Genomic DNA, 18342 nt, shown 5'->3' with positions numbered 1-18342 from the left:
GATGGACGAAACATTTCTGACAGTGGTCAAGAACAAATACATTGAAATTCTCCTTGTTGGCCTCATTCTTTGGCTTGCCGTCTTTATGATCAACAAAGCGCTTCAGATCTTCTTTAAACGCACTGAATTCATTGAAGACAAGAAGAAAAAAACGATTGAGAGCTTGGTCAAATCGGTTTCAAAGTATACAGCTTCCATATGTTTTGTCTTATATGTGATTTCTCTATTTTTTCATGACTTTGGGAAGATTCTTGCGGGGGCTGGTGTTGCTGGAATTGTCATTGGTTTTGGCGCTCAGACCTTGATTCGTGATATTTTAGCCGGCATCTTCCTCATTTATGAAAGGCAAATTCATAAAGGTGACTATGTGACGGTCAATAATCTTTTTAACGGAACCATTGAAGAAATTGGTCTCCGGTCTTTGCAAATTAGAGAATGGAGCGGCAAGCTGTTAACCATTTCAAACGGAGACATTCGTCAAATCCAAAACTACAATATGCACTACATGCGTATCACAGAGTCAGTCTTGATCAGCGCAAACCAAAATCCTGACATTGCTTTCAAGGCGCTAGAAACAGCATGTGATCATTTAAATCAAATGCATCATGATTTACTGAAAAAAGATGAATTCCAAAACGCCATTGAACCTTTTCAGGTTCATGGCATTATGGGGCTCAATAAATTGAATCGCGGGATTGAGATCACCGTAAAAGGAATGGTCGAGGATGAAAAATACTTCGAAGCCGCCCTCGCTGTGCGAAAAGAAATGATCACACAACTTCACCAGCATGATGTGAAATTGCTTGAGGATCTCGTCTATCCACAGCCTGCAAAATAACCTCATTTGTGATGGGGTTATTTTTTTGATCACTTTTTGTTAATTAGTTAATTATCATGCATGTAGTTCACATGATCATTCGGTGTGATGAGCTGACTAGACCGCATGAGAAAAATAAGACGCTTGAACAACTTGGACATATCAGCTAAGGAATTCTTTTCTTTTCAGCCCTCTTACTTCTATCCTCTTGACTGATTCATGTATAATAGAAAGCAGATTGATTTCATGCAGCATGGGGACCCTCATACTGTGTATTTACTAATTGAAAGAGAGTGAATAAGATGGGTCGTAAATGGAACAACATTAAAGAAAAGAAAGCATCAAAGGATGCCAATACAAGTCGTATTTACGCAAAATTCGGGCGTGAAATCTATGTGGCTGCCAAGCAAGGTGAGCCAAATCCAGAATCAAACCAAGCACTTCGTTTTGTCCTAGAACGTGCAAAAACATATAGTGTCCCAAAACACATTGTGGACCGTGCGATTGAAAAAGCAAAAGGCGGTGCAGAAGAGAACTTCGATGAGCTGCGTTACGAAGGATTTGGGCCAAACGGATCTATGGTGATCGTTGATGCCCTGACCAATAACGTCAACCGCACAGCGTCTGATGTTCGTGCAGCATTTGGGAAAAACGGCGGAAATATGGGCGTCAGTGGATCTGTTGCTTACATGTTTGACCAAACAGCGGTGATCGGTGTCGAGGGGAAAAGTGAAGAAGAAACGCTTGAACTTTTAATGGAAGCAGACATTGATGTACGTGACATTATGGAAGAAGATGATACGGTGATCGTCTACGCTGAACCAGATCAATTCCATCAAGTTCAAGAAGCCTTCAAACAGGCAGGCGTAGAAGAATTTACTGTCGCTGAAATCACAATGCTGCCTCAAAACGAAGTGACATTAGATGATGAATCGAAAGCACAATTCGAGAAACTAATCGATGTATTAGAAGAGCTTGAAGACGTGCAGCAGGTTTATCATAATGTGGATTTAGGGGAATAATGAGCTAAGCCATCGTAGTTGTTGGATTCATTCAACTTCTGCGTTGGCTTTTTTATTGTCTAGGTAAGGTTTACGTTCTACTCAAGACCATGTAATATGAAGAAAGAGTCGTTTCCACAAATAACCAAGGAGCTGAGTTTCATTTTTAAAACATGGTGGTTTTCGTATTATGGCTTTATGATCCTCCCTTTTATTGGTCTATGCTTAATTTTCAACAATTTGACGATATTCACGAAAGTCTTTCTCTTTCTTTTCTTTGTATATCTTTTATATAACGCCTTTGATTTTTACATTCATGAAATGAAAAAGAAAAAAGATAGGACATCTTAATCAAAAAACAGTCATCTCCCCTTGGTAAGAGGAGATGACTGTTTTTAATTCATCCCTTGAAACCCAAACGTCAGGTGATCCTGAACAGGAATCCAAGCGCCGATTCCTTGTGAGGTCACATTTTTTACGACAAGTTTGCGTTTATTTCCCTTGAGCACAAGATACACTTCTCCGTAAGTAACCTTTCCTTTTTCGTTAATGGCTGGAGCGTATGCATGCAGGGTTGCTGCTTTTTTCGGAGATACGTGGTAAGACTGATCTCGCTTTGTTCCTGCACCAATCACTGTGTCGAAGGCGAGCGGAAGTTTTGTTTTTTGGATGGCTTTTTGCATCATCAATGTTTTCACATCTTCTGGGTTTGGTACTTTTGCAGTGAGCCCTCCACTTACTTTTACTTGTTGCTTTTGCACGTATTTGCCGATGGCTGTTTTGTTTCCGCCTCTATTATCAATGTGATTCGTGTTCACTTTTTTGTATTCCCAATTGGCGACGGTTTCGTTTGAATCATAGCTGAGTGCCCATCTTCCAAGAAAAATCGTTGCCCTGTAGCCAACTGCTAGCGGTGTACCTGAGATACTGGATTCATTCAGCATTTTAATTAAATGTGTATTTTCAATTGGTACACTTGTTGTTTTAAATAATTCGGCAGTCAGCTCGCTCGGCTGTAGCAGCGGTTGATCTTGTGACGCATTTGGATACGTATTTTCCTTTGAGATACTGGCAACAGACGATGGCACCTTAAACGGCTTTGCTGCCTCGGCTGGAAAACTGTATAGAAAACTTAAGGATAAGAGAACAACAAACATGATGCGGGGCATCTTTTTCATATCATCACTCTTTCTCATTCATTTTTCCATAGTATTTTCCCGAAAGACGTCCCTTATCCACAAAAGATTATAAAAGGAAAAATCCAATCGCCATAATGAAATAGGCAGCGAGCAATGTAGCACCTTCAAACCAGTTCGTATCCCCATCATTTGAAAGGATCACGGTTAGTAAAACAGAGGATGCCATGGCAATGAGCTCTGGTAATGAGAAGATCAGTGGCATTTGCTTTTCAAAAAACAGAGAGCTGATCACAAGGATCGGTGCGACCATCATGGCGACTTGAAGCGTAGAACCGAAAGCAATTTCGACCGCGACATCCATTTTGTTTTTATACGCCATAATGACAGCAGAAGCGTGTTCTGCTGCATTACCGACAATCGCAACAATGATGACCCCGATAAACAGTTCACTCCAGCCAAACTGTTCTCCGACTGTGTCAAATGTATGGACGAGCCGCTCTGAAATATACGCCACAGCAATTGTCGCAAGGAGTAAAATCGCCGTGGCAAACTTCCCCGACCATTCTGGTGTTTCTTCTTCCGTCGCTGCTTCCCCTTCCGCAATTTCCTGCTTGGCAACATAAACACCTCTGTGGCTGACCAGTTTGAAATAGAGTGCTGCAACATAAAGCAAAATCATCACAATGCTAATGCCGATACTTAAAACAAATTGACGATCTTCTGCCATCCCTATGGAAAAGACTTCTGGAATGACAAATGCCACAATAATCGCAAACATAAGCAGCCCAGAGTTATGCCTTGCATCGTGGACATTGAACTCTTGTCGTTTAAATTTCAATCCGCCAACGAAAAAAGACAGTCCAGCCACGAGCAGTAAATTGCCGATCACTGAGCCAGTGAGTGAAGCAAGCACAATGGCGGTGAGTCCTTGTTTTAATGCAAAAAATGAAATGATTAATTCCACTGCATTTCCAAAAGTAGCGTTTAACAGCCCGCCAATTCTTGGTCCTGCTATAATGGCAAGACTCTCTGTCGCTCTTCCCATAAAGCTTGCAAGCCCGATGATGGCGATACAATAGACGGCGAACATGACAGCCTGCGGGAAATGAAGAAAACTACCAATTACAGATAATGGAACACCGATTGCGACAATCACAAGAAACAAACGATTCATACAGCCAATCTCCTTTACATCATATCTGACTGTTATTCTTTCGTGAGTGCCGGCATCATATACATTTAGATTCGTTCGTGTGAAAGGGTGATATCAATCGTTCCTTTCACGGATTGCACCATGGAGCAATGCTTCAACGCAAGTTTCATTACTTTTTCCAGCTGTTCATCAGAGGTGCTGATGCTTTCAAAGATCATATGTAAATGAATATGAGTAATTTTGTTTACAGTTCCTTCTCTTGTCGTTTCAGGCGTAATGGTCAGCCCTTGATAGGATATTCGTTTTTTCCGGCATACATGAATGACCATTTCTCCAAAACAGCCCGCAATAGCCGAGGTGAACAATTGATACGGCCTGTATCCCGCTTCTTCATTTCCCGAAATAGGCAGCTGCCTATGATCAGCATTTGCGACCCACCGATCATTTTCGTATATCAGTTTCATTCCTTTTCCACCTTTCTATTGAAACCCCTATGGTTCCATTGTACGATGAAAGCATGAACTTGTAAGGAGCTTCTTATGTCGAGAATTCATTTTATGATTTTAATTTTACTTGTATCCGTATCTGGTTTTTCGCAGGGAGCGTTACTGCCAGTTATTTCGATTATTTTCGAACATGCCGGCACTTCCCCGACGTTAAACGGACTGCATGCCACCGGCTTATATCTCGGCGTGCTGCTTGCGTCTCCTTTTATGGAAGCGCCGCTGCGCCGCTTCGGATTTAAACCATTAATCGTCATTGGGGGCGCTGCTGTCTTTTTAAGTTTGTTTAGCTTTGTCTTTATTGAATCTTATGTCGTCTGGTTCTTCTTGCGGCTGATGATCGGCATCGGTGATCATATGCTTCATTTCTCCACACAGACGTGGGTAACCTATGCCTCATCATCTAGAAATCGCGGGCGAAATATTTCATTGTATGGGTTATCCTTTGGACTCGGTTTTGCCGCTGGCCCTTTTTTAACACCACTCATTGAAATCAATCCATCCTTGCCGTTTATTGTGTCTGGTGCAGTTAGTTTGTGTATTTGGCTGCTTGTGTTTGTTTTAAAAAATACATATCCTGATACAGGTGAAATGCAGACGTCAGAGCAGACAAATAGTTTGAAGCGCTTCAAGAAGGCGTTTCAATTTGGCTGGGTAGCGTTTATGATGCCGTTTTGCTATGGCTTTTTAGAAACGACGCTCAATAGTAACTTCCCTGTGTATGCGCTGAGAAGCGGGGTGACGATAGATGCTGTTGCGTTTATTTTACCTGCGTTTGCGATTGGGAGTATTGTTTTTCAGCTTCCTCTCGGGATGCTGAGTGACCGTTTCGGCAGACGACGCATGATTTTAGTTGTGACACTCGTCGGTTCATTCTTTTTCCTTTTAGCAGGGATTTTCATTCAGTCCGTTTTGGCTGTTGCGATCTGTTTCTTTATCGCAGGTATGGCTGTAGGTTCGACCTTCTCACTTGGCATCAGTTATATGACGGACTTATTGCCAAAGCATCTGCTGCCTGCTGGGAATTTGATGTGCGGGATGGCGTTTAGTGCAGGAAGTATTCTCGGTCCGGTTCTTGGCGGATTCTTTGTGCAGACGTTCGAGGGCATGAATTTACTTTACCTTGTCAGCATTGTGATTTTATTTGTGTTTTGTTGTGTTCGATTTGGGAAGACGCTGGCAGTGGTTGAAAGTAACTAAATGGAGGATCTATTTTGTTTACATTTAACATTTCAGATGACTTAAAATTGGCGTGTTTACAAGTAGCCGATGCAGAGGCATTATTTGCACTTATCCAGCAGAATAAAGATCACTTGGGAGAGTGGCTACCTTGGGTGAATCACTGTCATCGCATAGAAGATGTTCAATCATTTATTCAATCTGCCCGCACTGCCTATGCTGAAAAAAAAGATATAGAAGCGGGTATCGTATTAAACAATCAATTAATCGGTGTATTCCGCATGACGTTTCAGCATCGGATAGGCAATATTGGATATTGGATTGGTGAAGATGCGCAAGGGAAAGGTATTGTGACCAAAACAGTGAAATGTATGACAGATGCCTTTGCTCCTGAAGTCGATGGATTTGAAATCTTTTGTCCTATTGGGCATGTCAGAAGTGAACGTGTTGCGATGAAAGCAGGCTTTCAGCTCGATCCAAACTATCAGCCAAAGCCTGATGCAACTTTTCTCCTGAAGCGTTATATACGGAAATTGAATCATTAAAAACTCCCCTGCACCTATGCAGAGGAGTTTTTTCATCTAGTGATATCCATTTTGCCCATTCGCACTTCCACTTGTTTTGTGCTTTGGCTGATGGCCTTTGTTTTGTTTTGTGTTGCTTCCGCCTTTTTTCGAGTGTTTAGACATTCGTTATTCCCCCATCCATTAAGATTGAACAAGTTCGTTCTTCTTTAGGATGCCCGGTTTTTTTCACACCTTGCCTGGTACGATTTTACGCTTATGTAAAAGCGCATTGAGCTCGCCGCCGAGGATGATCATAATGCCGGTTAAATAAAACCAGATCATTAATATAATGATTCCCCCAATGCTTCCGTACATCGCACTATAGTTAGCAAATTCGCCTACATAAAATGAGAACAGCATGCTGACGAGAATCCAGCCAACAGAAGCAAATATGGCACCAGGTAGCACAAATTTCAATTTCAGTCTGATATTAGGGGCAAAATAATATAGGGATGTAAAAACAATCAGTAAAATCAATGGACTAATAATCCATCTCATGGCTGTCCAAATGGTGAGAAACGCATCTGACTGCCCTACTAATTTGGCAACGAATAAGCCAAGTTCTTTTCCAAAGACAGGCAGCATCAAGGCAAAAATAATCGTAAGCACCATCGCAATGGTTAAGATAATCGATGTTAAACGTACGAGAATGAAGGAACGATTTTCCTCAACTTCGTAAGCGTGGTTAAATGCTCTGACAACCGCATTAATGCCGTTGGATGCAGACCAGAGTGCCGCAATAATCCCGAATGACAACAATCCGCCGTTACGGTTATTCAGCGTCTCTTCGGCAATGGATTCAATCATCGAAAGCGCTCCCTCTGGCGCATAACCAGAAATGACGCTTAGAACATCCTTTGATGTCAGCGGCAAATAACCAACAAGCGTCAGCACGAAGATGAGAAACGGAAATAATGAAAGCAAAAAGAAATACGCAAGTTCAGCTGATTTTGCCGGTCCTTCATGCAGCAAAAAGCGTCCAATTAACGCTTTAACAAAACCCATACGCCTCATCTCCAATGATCAATCTTTCTGTTTCTTTTGAAAGTGATCCTTTGTTTCTTCAATAATCTCTAATACCTTTGGTGTTGTTTCCTTTAACTGATTCACCTGTTCATTCAGAAAAGACAAATCATCTGAGACTGTTCTCATCAATTGCTTCGTTTCTTCCATTTTTTCCTTTACGCAAGCAGACATCTTGCCAGGCTCCAGGCGGTATTCATCCAGCTTTTGCTGGCAGTCATTCCATTTTTCTTTCAGTGCAGTTCTTGTTGGACGATGAAATAATGTCAGCAATATGCCGCAGGCTGCGCCTATAACAGCTCCCCGAAGCACGATTTGTTTGTTCTCTTCCATCTCATCTGATCTCCTTTCAGTTAAAGGTGTTTCTCTTTTTTTACATACGTCAAAAAACGATCAATTCCTGTTTCAATTAAATCATGTACTTCCTCAAAGTTCCCAGTGTAATAAGGATCTGGCACATCGTCTCGATCGTCGTCTTCTACAAAGTCAAGAAGACGGCCAATAAAGTGATGTTTTCCATAGCCGGCTAAACTGCGGAGGGCTCCTACATTTTCAGCATCCATTGCAATGATATAGTCGTATGTGGTGATATCCTTATCCATGATTTGTCTTGCAGTCATTCCTTCATAGCTGATGCCCTTTTCATCAAGCAGCTTACGTGTTCCTTCATGCGGAGGACTGCCTTGATGCCAGCCGCCAATGCCTGCTGAATCAATCACAAAGTGTTCACTCAGCCCTTCGTCTTCGACTCGTTTTCTAAACATCGCCTCTGCCATCGGTGACCTGCAAATATTGCCGAGGCATACAAATAATACATGAATCATCCTTCATTCTCCTCCTATCTTTTCCCTAAGAATCCCTTTGGAAAACCTTTTCTCTATCATATCAAGCCCTTTTTCTTTTGGAAACTTTGCAAGAAAAACTCCCATCGCCATTGACAAAATACACAAAAAAAGGAGAAACTTTAGGAGAATTACACAAACAAAGGGGGACATTAGATGGGAATCATTGAGCAGTTTGTCACGACGATGAACAATTTTTTGTGGGGGCCTCCCCTATTAATTTTAATTGTTGGTACTGGAATCTACCTCACCTTTCGGATCCTCTTCATTCAAATTAGATTACTTCCTTATTCTTTAAAGCTCGCTTTTTCAAAACAAGACAAAACATCAGAGGGAGATATCTCCCATTTCCAAGCATTAATGACGGCTCTTGCTGCAACTGTCGGTACTGGGAATATCGTCGGTGTTGCCTCAGCTGTCATTGCAGGTGGTCCTGGTGCAGTATTTTGGATGTGGTTTGCTGCATTTTTCGGGATGGCCACCAAGTTTGCAGAAGCTGTTCTGGCTGTAAAATACAGGGTCAAAAACGAAAAAGGCGAAATGTCTGGCGGACCTATGTATTATTTAGAGCATGGCTTAAAACAGAAATGGCTAGGGGTGCTATTTGCTGTTTTCGGTGCCAGTGCTGCCTTTGGGATCGGCAACCTGGTACAGTCTAATTCCATCTCAGGCGTCATGAATTCTACTTTTCAAATTCCCACATGGGTAACAGGTATCATCATTACTGCCTTTACGGCACTCGTGATTTTAGGCGGAATTAAAAGTATCGGCCGAGTGACATCTATTTTTGTACCAGTCATGGCTTTATTTTACGTCATTTGCGGGCTCATCATTCTTGTCATGAATGCTGATCTTGTTCCTGGCGCAGTCAGTCTTATTTTCTCAGATGCCTTTACAGGTCAAGCCGTGGCAGGTGGTGCAATTGGAACTGTCATTCGCTGGGGTGTCGCACGAGGAGTCTTTTCCAATGAAGCTGGTCTTGGATCAGCACCAATTGCTGCTGCAGCTGCGAAAACGGATATGCCTGCCCGTCAAGCTCTCGTCTCTATGACGCAAGTGTTTATTGACACCATCATTGTTTGTTCTATCACTGGCATTACGATTGTCATGGCAGATATGTATTTAACAGAAAAAAGTGATGCGCTGACTTCGTTATCCTTTGCTCACTTCCTCGGTCCAGCTGGCTCAACCATCGTGGCAATCGGGCTGCTCCTGTTTGCCTATTCAACCATCATTGGCTGGTCCTATTATGGAGAGAAATGCTTTACATATTTGGCGAAGGATTCGTACGTCATGTATTACCGTATCGTGTTTGTGATAGCTGTCTTTTTCGGTGCCGTGTTTAAGAATGACTTCGTCTGGGGCGTAGCAGATATGCTCAATGGACTGATGGCCATTCCAAACTTAATTGGCCTCATCGGTTTATCAGGTGTTGTGGTGTTTGAATCCAAACGAATCATTGATAAGATCAAAGAGGAGAAAAAGGAAAAAAACATTTCAGTGTCGTCATAATAGCCCTTTTATTCTTTTGCTTTTCTGTTAAAATAGACATATTATTCGACACATGCAGGAAAGGACGTGCCGCCCTTGTCACAGCAAAAAGCGGCTGAAGTCAATCAGCTGATTGAAGACATTTCGCAAAAGCTCAATATGCTGAATATTGGAGTCATCAAAGCCGAAGACTTCAGTCCAGATAAGTATGAAGATATTGAATTTCTTCACCAAATGGTGATGAAAAAATCTTCATTCAGCCCAAGTGAAATGCAAGCCATTGCAAGCGAGCTGAAAAGCTTAAGAAAATAATCGTGCACCTGATACTGAATTGCGGTTGACGCCGCTTTCTTACATCCATGCACAGAAAAAGCCAGCACCTCGCAAGGTGCTGGCTTTGTTTATCCTGTCAAAACTACTTATTTGGCGAGCAGTTTTAATGATTCACGGTTAAATGCTGGAATGTCATCAGGTGTACGGCTTGTGACAAGCTGATCCTGACAAACGACGACTTCTTCATCTTTGAATTTAGCGCCTGCGTTTTCCATATCTACTTGAATGGATGTATAGCCGGTCGCGCCTCTTCCTTCCAGCGTCTTCGCTGTAATAAGCAATTGCGGTCCATGACAGATCGCAAATACTGGTTTTTTCTCGTCCATAAAGGCTTTTGTGAATTGCACGTAGCGATCATCCGCACGCAGAATGTCTGGTGAGAAGCCGCCAGGAATCAGAAGTGCATCGAAGTCTTCTGGTTTCACGTTATCGATAGACGCATCGACTCTTACTTCTGCCTCTCCTTGCTTTCCTTTCACTGTTTTTCCTTTTTCGTTTTCAATTACTGTGATCTCATGGCCTGCGTCTTTAAAGGCTTTTGCAGGCTCGGTGAATTCAACATCCTCAAAGTAATCTGTTAAGACAACTGCAATTTTCTTACCCATGTAGAAACCCTCCTGCTTGATTATCGTTTACACTACACACTATACCCCCACCAATTGAAATCAAACATCCTATCCCTATGAGAAAACCCCCTTTCAGAAAAATAAGCATTTAGACTCATTCACATTCCCTTAACAAGGTAATTCGTATGATTTATGTTATCTTTACAATAATCTGCAAAAAATAACTACAAAAGTTAACGAAACATTTCTACAATAGGTATTGTGGTCAAAAAAATTAGAAAGGCGGAGATCAGGTGAAGAAGCAAGCACATAGGTCTAAACGAAGGAAAAACCTGTCTATTCTGCTCACTTCCATTATGTTGATTAGTCTCATTCTCCCAGCAGTACCTACTCATGCAGAAACAGAAAGCGGCAGCGCCGTAAAGGTCAGTATCTTAGCCACAACGGATGTTCATGCGAACATGATGAATTACGATTACTACAGCGACAAAGAAACAAATGAATTCGGTTTGGCAAAAACAGCCGAGCTGATTGACAAGCACCGTTCACAAAATCCTAATACACTCCTTGTTGATAACGGAGACCTGATTCAAGGAACCCCTCTTGGAGAATACGTTTATAAAAATGAAAAAGACAGCATCATCAATCAAACAAAGGTTCACCCCATTATTCATACACTCAACAAATTAAAATATGATGCAGGTACACTCGGCAATCATGAATTTAACTACGGTTTATCTTTTCTTGACGGTACCATTGCGGGCGCCAACTTCCCGATTGTCAATGCGAACGTCAAAAAGTTAAACGGAGAACACCGATTTACTCCTTATGTCATTCAGGATAAAACCTTTAAAGATGCAAACGGAGCCTCCCAAACTGTGAAAGTCGGTTACATAGGATTCGTACCACCACAAATTATGACGTGGGATAAGAAACATTTAGATGGACAAGTTCAAGTGCAAGATATTGTGGAGTCTGCCAATGAAACCATTCCAGAAATGAAAGCAAAAGGCGCAGATGTCATCGTCGCTCTTGCTCATACAGGAATTGAAAAAACAGCTTCACCTAAAGGATCAGAAAATATGATCTTTGACCTTGCCACAAAAACAAAAGGCATTGATGCGATTGTGTCTGGCCACCAGCATGGCACATTCCCAAGCGCTGAATATAGCGGCGTCGACAAATTTGATGTCGCAAAGGGAACCATTAATGGCATTCCTGTCGTCATGTCAAAAAACTGGGGAAGCTACCTCGGGGTCATTGATTTAACGCTAGAACCAGACGGAAGCAACTGGAAAGTCACAGACGGAACAGGCAAAATCGAATCCGTTGCCGGGGTGACATCTCAAAACAGTACAGTGAAAAATGCCATTCAAACAACTCACCAAAACACCCTAGATTACGTCAGAAAGCCAGTTGGAAAAACAGAAGCAGACATTAACAGCTTTTTCGCTCAAGTGATGGATGACCCTTCTATTCAAATCGTGACAGATGCCCAGAAATGGTATGCACAAGAAAAAATGAAAGATACTTCGTACAAAAACTTGCCGATTCTCTCTGCGGGTGCGCCATTTAAAGCCGGCGGACGCAACGGTGTGAACTATTATACAAATATCGCAAAAGGTGATTTAGCGATTAAAAACATCGGCGATCTCTATCTTTACGATAACACCGTACAGATTGTAAAACTAAAAGGCAGTGAAGTAAAAGACTGGCTTGAAATGTCTGCTGGTCAGTTTAACCAAATCAAACCAAACACTTCAAATGAACAGCCTATTTTAAACGAAGAATACCGCTCATATAATTTTGATGTGATTGATGGTGTGACGTACCAAGTAGATGTCACACAGCCTGCTAAATACAGCACAACGGGCACACTTGTTAACGCTAGTGCGAACCGCATCAAAAACTTGTCTTACAACGGAAAACCCGTTTCTGACAATCAAGAATTTTTAGTCGTGACAAACAACTACCGTGCATCTGGCGGCGGAGGCTTCCCGCACCTCACACAAGATAAAGTCGTGCTTGCCTCAGCAGATGAGAACCGCCAAGTGCTGATGGATTATATTATTGAACAAAAAACCATTAACCCAAGCGCAGATCAAAACTGGTCCATTGCACCGATCAAAGGCGCAACCGTCACTTTTGAATCTTCTCTTTTAGCCAAACCGTTCGCAGAGAAATCAAGCAGCGTCGACTTTATTCGGAATGCCAGCACAGACGGACTTGGCGTGTACAAGCTAGCGTTTAAAGATGATGGTACAACAGAACCACCTGCAACAGACAATTGGCATTTAACGGTGATGCATACAAACGATACACATGCCCATCTGGATGATGCAGCAAGACGCGCAACCAAGATCAAAGAAGTTCGCGCCCAAAGCGAAAACAATATTTTATTAGACGCTGGAGATGTCTTCTCTGGTGATCTCTATTTCACAAAATGGCAAGGACTTGCCGATCTGAAACTGATGAACTTAATGAAATACGATGCCATGACGTTTGGAAATCATGAATTTGACAAAGGTCCATCTGTCCTTCGTCAATTCCTGACAGGTGACGCATCCAGTGTAGATGCTAAAAACCGTCACCAGTTTGAAAAACCGAACTTCCCGATCGTGTCATCAAACGTGAATGTCTCTAAGGAAAAACAGTTAAGCGACTTAGTGAAAAAACCAGCAACATTTAAAGCTGGTGAGAAAAAAGAAGCTGGCATTTACCCTTACATTCTACTTGATGTAAATGGTGAAAAGGTCGCTGTATTCGGTCTAACCACTGAAGACACAGCCATTACATCCAGCAGTGGTCCCAACATTCAATTTCAAGATGCATACAAAAAAGCAAAAGAAACAGTCAAAACCATTCAAACTGAAGAAAAAATCAATAAAATTATTGCGCTCACACATATTGGCTATAACCGTGATCTAGAGCTGGCTCAAAAAGTAGATGGCATTGATCTCATCATTGGTGGTCACACCCACACCCTTGTTGAAAAATTAAAGGTCATCAATAAAAAAGAACCAACGATTGTTGCGCAAGTAAAAGACTACGGGCAATTTTTAGGAAAAGTAGACGTGGCCTTTGACAAAAAAGGCGTCGTACAGCCAAAAGAATCTACTTTTGACCTCATCACGATTGACGACTCTGTGAAAGAAGATGCGGACGCAAAAGCGATTCTTGATCAGTACAAGGCAGATATCCAAGATTTAAAAACCGAAAAAGTCGGGACGTCAGATGTCTTCTTAGATGGACAGCGTGAACACGTCCGTGCAAAGGAAACGAACCTTGGAAACTTTATTGCAGATGGCATGTTAAAGAAAGCACAAGAATCTGCTGGGGCTGACCTTGCCATTACAAACGGTGGCGGTATTCGAGGCAGCATTGAAAAAGGAGATATCACATTAGGGGATATTTTAACCGTGATGCCTTTTGGAAACACACTATATGTCGCAGATTTAAAAGGCAGTCAAATTAAAAAAGCGCTTGAACAAGGTCTTTCAGGCATTGAAGAAGGCGGAGGCGCATTCCCTCATGTAGCCGGTATTGAATATACGTTTACACTGAGTAAACCAGCTGGCAGCAGACTGATTGATGTCAAATTGAAAGATCAAAAGGGCAACCTGACTGACATTGATGATCAGAAAACATACCGCGTGGCGACTAACGCATTTGTCGGCACAGGCGGTGATGGCTACAGCGTCTTTACAGAAGCGTCTCATGGTGAAGACTTAGGCTATGTTGACTATGAAATTTTCAAAGAGCAAATTGAACAGGCAGACGGTCATATTTCTCCAGTCATCGACCATCGAGTGAAAGAAGTATTCCTTCCTCGCTTGAAAGGAAAAGGCGCCTATGACATTCAAGATGATGAGAAATTCCAAACGTATGTGCAGCATACGAACAAAGCATTGCTCTATTTAGACAAAGCAACCGAAGCGAAAAAGGTTCAATTGTCTCTATCAAAAGGGCAAGTAGCTGAACTGAAGAAACGAGAGCAAGATCCAAACGTCACCATCTATCATGACAAAGTCGGTCTAGCATTACCGCTCTCCAATTTGTCAGAGCAACAAGCAGATATATCAATGGCAAAAACAAATAAAGTGAAAAACGCATTAACCGACACATACGATTTCCAAATCAAACAAGATCAGAAAAATGTGTCTACCTTTAAAGATCCCGTCACACTGTTCTTTACATTAGATGCGCCTGAAAAAGCGAAAAAACCAGGTGTCTATTATGTCGATCGTGAGAAAAACCGCTATGCCAAAACAAGTAACGGTTCATTCGAAAACGGGATTGTCTCAGGTAAAACGGAGCACTTTAGTGAATACACCGTACTCAATCAAAGTGAAGCTGCTGGAACAGCTCCAGACCAAACTGGCGGAGACGGTGGAACTTCTGCTCCAGGCGGTTCGGATCCAAGTCAGGATGGAAGCGGCATGCCAGGCGGCACACTGCCAAATACCGCAACGATGATGTATACAGCGGTATTAATTGGCTTGCTCATGCTCGCCTCAGGCGGTATCCTTTATTACTACCAGCGCAAGCGTACACGAAACAAAGTATCATCTTAAAAGAAAAGGACAGAGGGCTAAAATGTACTTTATTTTAGCCCTTTGTCTTTTTTTCAGCGTGATAGAAAACCTTTGCAGTCTAGGAAAGTCGAGCACCGGAGCGGAGCGAATTTGACATTCGTGAGCACCGGAGCACAGATTTGACAACGAATGCGAGGGTTTGTCTACACGCTGGGGACAGAGCTTCGGCTCTGTCCTTTTTCCATCTCACTATCAATCTTGGGATAAATAAATCCAATGACGGTCATCAAATTCTTTCACATCATCTGACCCTATATGACGCAGCATTCTATTAAAGAACGTGATATCGTCTTCATCATCAACGGCATATAAATCCTTTTGAACATATTCTCTCGTAATGAAATTCGTTAAGTTCGTGTTATTCACAAATTCAGCAAAGTACGATTGCACAAGGGTTAAATCTTCTTCATTTAATGTTTCATCACTGATAATTGAAATATGAAATACATTCAAAATCGCTTGAATGTCTTCTTCATCCATATAACATAATGGCTCTAATTTTCTATCTTCTTCCGCAAACGGTTTTCGCGTGTCTTCAATGATGACATAACATAAAATCCTGTGATCTTTCATCACGCTAAAAATTTCTAAATCTCTTAATTTTAATGGTCTATTCAGTCTGATCATTTGTCCTCCTAGGATGTTGCTCTTGTTTCCCTACAACCTGAAATAGACAGAGCCTCGGCCCTGTCTACTTCTCTCTTCTAGCAAAATCCACGAATCTGAAACGATCTAGCCGGTGGCGGCTTTCGGTGTATTGGAATAGACTCGTATCCTCCAAGAACACATAATTCTTCACCACCACCACATGATCAAACCCGTTCAAATCGAGATACCTCTCATCTTCTTCAGTACATGGCTCGACCACAAATTCCTTTTGAGCGTAACTAATTGAGACCCCGAGTTCTCCTTCAATATACTCGTAGATCGATCCTTCACAAATGTCCTTAGACAAGACCTGCACATGTTTTTGCAAGAAGTAATCTTTGTCTAAAATGACTTCTTCTCCGCTAATATTGCGAGAGCGAATGACTTCCCAAACGTCCTCCTGCCCACTGATTTTCAGCTGAGACTGAATATACTGATCTGGCTTGATTAAACCGAACTCATGAACCGTTGTTACCGTCTTTCGTCCAAGCGTTTGGGAAAGCTCTTTAAAGCTGACAAGACCCGAAACTGGGAACTGCATTTTCTCTCGATTCAGCAATACTGAGCCTTTCCCACGAATTTTTTGGATATAGCCATTTTGCACAAGGATGTTTAATGCCTTTCTCACCGTCTCACGGGATGTGTCATACATGACAGACAGCTCATGTTCTGATGGGAGGATGCCTTTATCCTGCCATTCACCTTGTTCAATTCGTCTTGCGAGCTGATCATAAATCACTCGAAACTTATTCTCTTTCATTTTCCTTCCGCCCCATTTACTAGCGTTTGGTTAAATGATAAACGATTGACTCATATGGGCGCAACGTAAATCCCTTGATATCTGTCGGCACATCCTCATAATTGGACAGCAAGACTTGCCCTTCCATTTCATTGACATCCTTTGCAAGCTCATCTGGAAGTGTAAAGTCCGTCTCGCCTGCATAAAAATGGTTGATCACGAGGATCTTCTCATCTTTGCCTTCTCGGACATATGCAAACACCTTTGGATCATCTGAAAGCAGTAAAGTAAAGCTTCCATAGGTGATTACATCAAGTTCTTTGCGAAGTCTACAAAGGGCTTGATAATGATAAAAAATCGACGTCTCATCTTTTAAGGCAGCTTCTACTGAAATGCCGTTTTGAGCTGGTTCAATCCAAGGCGTACCTTTTGAGAACCCCACATTTTTTTCCGACGTCCATTGCATAGGTGTCCTTGCGTTATCTCTTGATTTGACCTGTAAAATCGCCAAAGCTTCTTCCTTTGTTTTCCCTTTTTCAAGCATGACTTCGTACATATTCAGTGATTCGATATCGCGGTATGACGAAATGTCCTCAAAGCGAGGATTCTTCATCCCAATTTCTTCACCTTGATAAATATAAGGAGTGCCTTGCATCAAATGAATGGTGGTCGCCAGCATCTTCGCTGATTGCTGATGGTACGTGCCATCATCACCGTATCTAGACACGATGCGTGGCTGATCATGGTTGCACCAAAATAGTGCGTTCCAGCCGCCGCCCTCATGCATTTTCGTCTGCCATTCTGACAGAATTGATTTCAACTCTAGAAAATCAAATGGCGCAATGGCCCACTTTTCACCGTTAGGATAGTCAACTTTTAAATGATGAAAATTAAACGTCATATCCAGCTCCTGCCGATCAGGTCTTGTATACCGAATGCAGTCTGCAATATTCGTTGAAGACATTTCCCCCACGGTCATGCTATCGTATTTCGAAAACACTTCCTGGTTCATTTCATGCAAGAATTCATGAATTCTCGGCCCATCTGTATAGTACATACGCCCGTCACCTTGCACTGATTGCCCGGCATCATCTAAAAAGCGTTGATCCTTTGAAATGTTATTGATGACATCCAGTCTGAATCCATCGATCCCTTTTTCAAACCAAAAGTGCATGATGTCATATACTTTCCTGCGCACTTCATCATGTTCCCAATTGAGGTCTGCCTGGGTAACATCATATAAATGAAGATAATAGTCACCTGTCGCTTCATCTAATTCCCACGCTGGCCCGCCAAACTTTGACTGCCAGTCATTCGGAGGAGAGCCGTCCGCTTTCGGCTCCTTCCAAATATAATAGTCTCGATACGGGTTTTCCTTCGACTCTCGGGAGGCTTGAAACCACTCATGGAAAATAGATGTATGGTTCACAGCGAGATCCATGATGACACGAATCCCTCGTTCATGTGCTTCTTTCAGCATGTGCTCAAAATCGGCCATTGTGCCGTACATGTCATGGATTTTTGTATAATCACTAATATCATAACCGTTGTCATGCTGTGGTGACTCATACATAGGAGTCAGCCAAATACAATCCGCCCCTAGCTCTTTAATATAGTCGAGCTTTTTCGTCACACCATTAATATCACCTGTACCAGAGCCTGTTGTGTCTAAAAAGCTCTTCGGATAGATTTGATAGACCACGGCTTTTTTCCACCACGGTTCGTTTGTTTGTTGATTCAATTTCCT

General features: G+C 42.1%; 17 protein-coding genes. 7 read left to right on the top strand and 10 right to left on the bottom strand.

What is annotated here, in order from left to right; all coding sequences use genetic code 11:
• The first annotated feature begins 1 nt into the window (after position 1).
• Together NSQ64_RS04540 and NSQ64_RS04535 are read left to right on the top strand one after the other, a co-directional pair.
• The gene (locus NSQ64_RS04540) at positions 2–838 is read left to right on the top strand and encodes a mechanosensitive ion channel family protein (RefSeq protein ID WP_047946517.1); all 837 of its coding nucleotides are present in this window, start codon (positions 2–4) and stop codon (positions 836–838) included.
• 281 nt (positions 839–1119) lie between these two features.
• Complete coding sequence (locus tag NSQ64_RS04535; RefSeq protein WP_007496614.1) at positions 1120–1839, top strand: YebC/PmpR family DNA-binding transcriptional regulator; 720 nt, start codon at positions 1120–1122, stop codon at positions 1837–1839.
• Positions 1840–2213: 374 nt separating this feature from the next.
• On the opposite strand, the gene NSQ64_RS04530 is transcribed toward NSQ64_RS04535, so the two are convergent.
• The 3 genes from NSQ64_RS04530 to NSQ64_RS04520 all read right to left on the bottom strand — a co-directional run bounded on the left by NSQ64_RS04530 (position 2214) and on the right by NSQ64_RS04520 (position 4574).
• Positions 2214–2996 (bottom strand): YfkD famly protein, encoded by a 783-nt coding sequence (locus NSQ64_RS04530; RefSeq protein ID WP_017366830.1) that lies wholly within the window; start codon positions 2994–2996, stop codon positions 2214–2216.
• 67 nt (positions 2997–3063) lie between these two features.
• On the bottom strand, positions 3064–4131 hold the full coding sequence (gene cax, locus NSQ64_RS04525; protein WP_060832170.1) for a calcium/proton exchanger: 1068 nt from the start codon (positions 4129–4131) through the stop codon (positions 3064–3066).
• Between the two features lie 65 nt (positions 4132–4196).
• The gene (locus NSQ64_RS04520; RefSeq protein WP_039168023.1) at positions 4197–4574 is read right to left on the bottom strand and encodes an OsmC family protein; all 378 of its coding nucleotides are present in this window, start codon (positions 4572–4574) and stop codon (positions 4197–4199) included.
• A 75-nt stretch (positions 4575–4649) separates the two neighbouring features.
• On the opposite strand from NSQ64_RS04520, the gene NSQ64_RS04515 reads away from it, so the two are divergent.
• Together NSQ64_RS04515 and NSQ64_RS04510 are read left to right on the top strand one after the other, a co-directional pair.
• Entirely contained in the window at positions 4650–5813 is a 1164-nt protein-coding gene (locus NSQ64_RS04515) for an MFS transporter (protein WP_008341750.1), read from the top strand.
• Between the two features lie 14 nt (positions 5814–5827).
• The gene (locus tag NSQ64_RS04510; RefSeq protein WP_341015295.1) at positions 5828–6337 is read left to right on the top strand and encodes a GNAT family N-acetyltransferase; all 510 of its coding nucleotides are present in this window, start codon (positions 5828–5830) and stop codon (positions 6335–6337) included.
• Positions 6338–6544: 207 nt separating this feature from the next.
• Here NSQ64_RS04510 and NSQ64_RS04505 read toward each other — a convergent pair whose 3' ends face one another.
• From NSQ64_RS04505 to NSQ64_RS04495, 3 genes are read right to left on the bottom strand one after another with little or no spacing between them, the layout of a single operon-like run.
• On the bottom strand, positions 6545–7363 hold the full coding sequence (locus NSQ64_RS04505) for a YihY/virulence factor BrkB family protein (RefSeq protein WP_008341753.1): 819 nt from the start codon (positions 7361–7363) through the stop codon (positions 6545–6547).
• A gap of 18 nt (positions 7364–7381) precedes the next feature.
• On the bottom strand, positions 7382–7714 hold the full coding sequence (locus tag NSQ64_RS04500; protein ID WP_035391343.1) for a hypothetical protein: 333 nt from the start codon (positions 7712–7714) through the stop codon (positions 7382–7384).
• A 20-nt stretch (positions 7715–7734) separates the two neighbouring features.
• On the bottom strand, positions 7735–8205 hold the full coding sequence (locus NSQ64_RS04495) for a low molecular weight protein-tyrosine-phosphatase (protein WP_008341755.1): 471 nt from the start codon (positions 8203–8205) through the stop codon (positions 7735–7737).
• 174 nt (positions 8206–8379) lie between these two features.
• Here NSQ64_RS04495 and NSQ64_RS04490 point away from each other — a divergent pair, with 174 nt between their 5' ends.
• On the top strand, positions 8380–9735 hold the full coding sequence (locus NSQ64_RS04490) for an alanine/glycine:cation symporter family protein (RefSeq protein ID WP_039168032.1): 1356 nt from the start codon (positions 8380–8382) through the stop codon (positions 9733–9735).
• Between the two features lie 75 nt (positions 9736–9810).
• A complete protein-coding gene (locus NSQ64_RS04485; RefSeq protein WP_008341757.1) occupies positions 9811–10026 on the top strand; it encodes a DUF1128 domain-containing protein in 216 nt (71 codons plus the stop codon).
• Between the two features lie 107 nt (positions 10027–10133).
• Here the strand turns inward: NSQ64_RS04485 and NSQ64_RS04480 are convergent, their stop codons facing one another.
• Complete coding sequence (locus NSQ64_RS04480) at positions 10134–10652, bottom strand: type 1 glutamine amidotransferase domain-containing protein (protein ID WP_007496591.1); 519 nt, start codon at positions 10650–10652, stop codon at positions 10134–10136.
• A 254-nt stretch (positions 10653–10906) separates the two neighbouring features.
• Between NSQ64_RS04480 and NSQ64_RS04475 the strand changes: the two genes are divergently transcribed.
• A complete protein-coding gene (locus NSQ64_RS04475) occupies positions 10907–15187 on the top strand; it encodes a multifunctional 2',3'-cyclic-nucleotide 2'-phosphodiesterase/3'-nucleotidase/5'-nucleotidase (RefSeq protein WP_341015288.1) in 4281 nt (1426 codons plus the stop codon).
• Between the two features lie 213 nt (positions 15188–15400).
• Here NSQ64_RS04475 and NSQ64_RS04470 read toward each other — a convergent pair whose 3' ends face one another.
• The 3 genes from NSQ64_RS04470 to treC all read right to left on the bottom strand — a co-directional run bounded on the left by NSQ64_RS04470 (position 15401) and on the right by treC (position 18336).
• Complete coding sequence (locus NSQ64_RS04470; protein ID WP_341015286.1) at positions 15401–15835, bottom strand: terpene synthase; 435 nt, start codon at positions 15833–15835, stop codon at positions 15401–15403.
• A 64-nt stretch (positions 15836–15899) separates the two neighbouring features.
• Complete coding sequence (gene treR, locus NSQ64_RS04465; protein WP_007496585.1) at positions 15900–16616, bottom strand: trehalose operon repressor; 717 nt, start codon at positions 16614–16616, stop codon at positions 15900–15902.
• Positions 16617–16635: 19 nt separating this feature from the next.
• Positions 16636–18336 carry an alpha,alpha-phosphotrehalase gene (gene treC / locus NSQ64_RS04460; protein ID WP_274660825.1) on the bottom strand — a complete coding sequence of 567 codons (1701 nt, stop codon included), beginning with the start codon at positions 18334–18336 and terminating at the stop codon, positions 16636–16638.
• Between the last annotated feature and the right edge of the window lie 6 nt (positions 18337–18342).

The organism is Bacillus sp. FSL W8-0183 (assembly GCF_038006825.1).
Taxonomy (GTDB): domain Bacteria; phylum Bacillota; class Bacilli; order Bacillales; family Bacillaceae; genus Bacillus; species Bacillus altitudinis.
The sequence above is the reverse complement of the archived record's forward strand: the minus strand, read 5'-3'. Positions and strand labels throughout refer to the sequence as shown.

What these genes read in the sequence shown, in the direction of transcription:
- NSQ64_RS04540 (WP_047946517.1), top strand. Translation starts at nt 2, where the DNA reads ATGGACGAAACATTTCTGACAGTGGTCAAGAACAAATACATTGAAATT.
- NSQ64_RS04535 (WP_007496614.1), top strand. Translation starts at nt 1,120, where the DNA reads ATGGGTCGTAAATGGAACAACATTAAAGAAAAGAAAGCATCAAAGGAT.
- NSQ64_RS04530 (WP_017366830.1), bottom strand. Translation starts at nt 2,996, where the DNA reads ATGAAAAAGATGCCCCGCATCATGTTTGTTGTTCTCTTATCCTTAAGT.
- cax (WP_060832170.1), bottom strand. Translation starts at nt 4,131, where the DNA reads ATGAATCGTTTGTTTCTTGTGATTGTCGCAATCGGTGTTCCATTATCT.
- NSQ64_RS04520 (WP_039168023.1), bottom strand. Translation starts at nt 4,574, where the DNA reads ATGAAACTGATATACGAAAATGATCGGTGGGTCGCAAATGCTGATCAT.
- NSQ64_RS04515 (WP_008341750.1), top strand. Translation starts at nt 4,650, where the DNA reads ATGTCGAGAATTCATTTTATGATTTTAATTTTACTTGTATCCGTATCT.
- NSQ64_RS04505 (WP_008341753.1), bottom strand. Translation starts at nt 7,363, where the DNA reads ATGGGTTTTGTTAAAGCGTTAATTGGACGCTTTTTGCTGCATGAAGGA.
- NSQ64_RS04500 (WP_035391343.1), bottom strand. Translation starts at nt 7,714, where the DNA reads ATGGAAGAGAACAAACAAATCGTGCTTCGGGGAGCTGTTATAGGCGCA.
- NSQ64_RS04495 (WP_008341755.1), bottom strand. Translation starts at nt 8,205, where the DNA reads ATGATTCATGTATTATTTGTATGCCTCGGCAATATTTGCAGGTCACCG.
- NSQ64_RS04490 (WP_039168032.1), top strand. Translation starts at nt 8,380, where the DNA reads ATGGGAATCATTGAGCAGTTTGTCACGACGATGAACAATTTTTTGTGG.
- NSQ64_RS04480 (WP_007496591.1), bottom strand. Translation starts at nt 10,652, where the DNA reads ATGGGTAAGAAAATTGCAGTTGTCTTAACAGATTACTTTGAGGATGTT.
- NSQ64_RS04470 (WP_341015286.1), bottom strand. Translation starts at nt 15,835, where the DNA reads ATGATCAGACTGAATAGACCATTAAAATTAAGAGATTTAGAAATTTTT.
- treR (WP_007496585.1), bottom strand. Translation starts at nt 16,616, where the DNA reads ATGAAAGAGAATAAGTTTCGAGTGATTTATGATCAGCTCGCAAGACGA.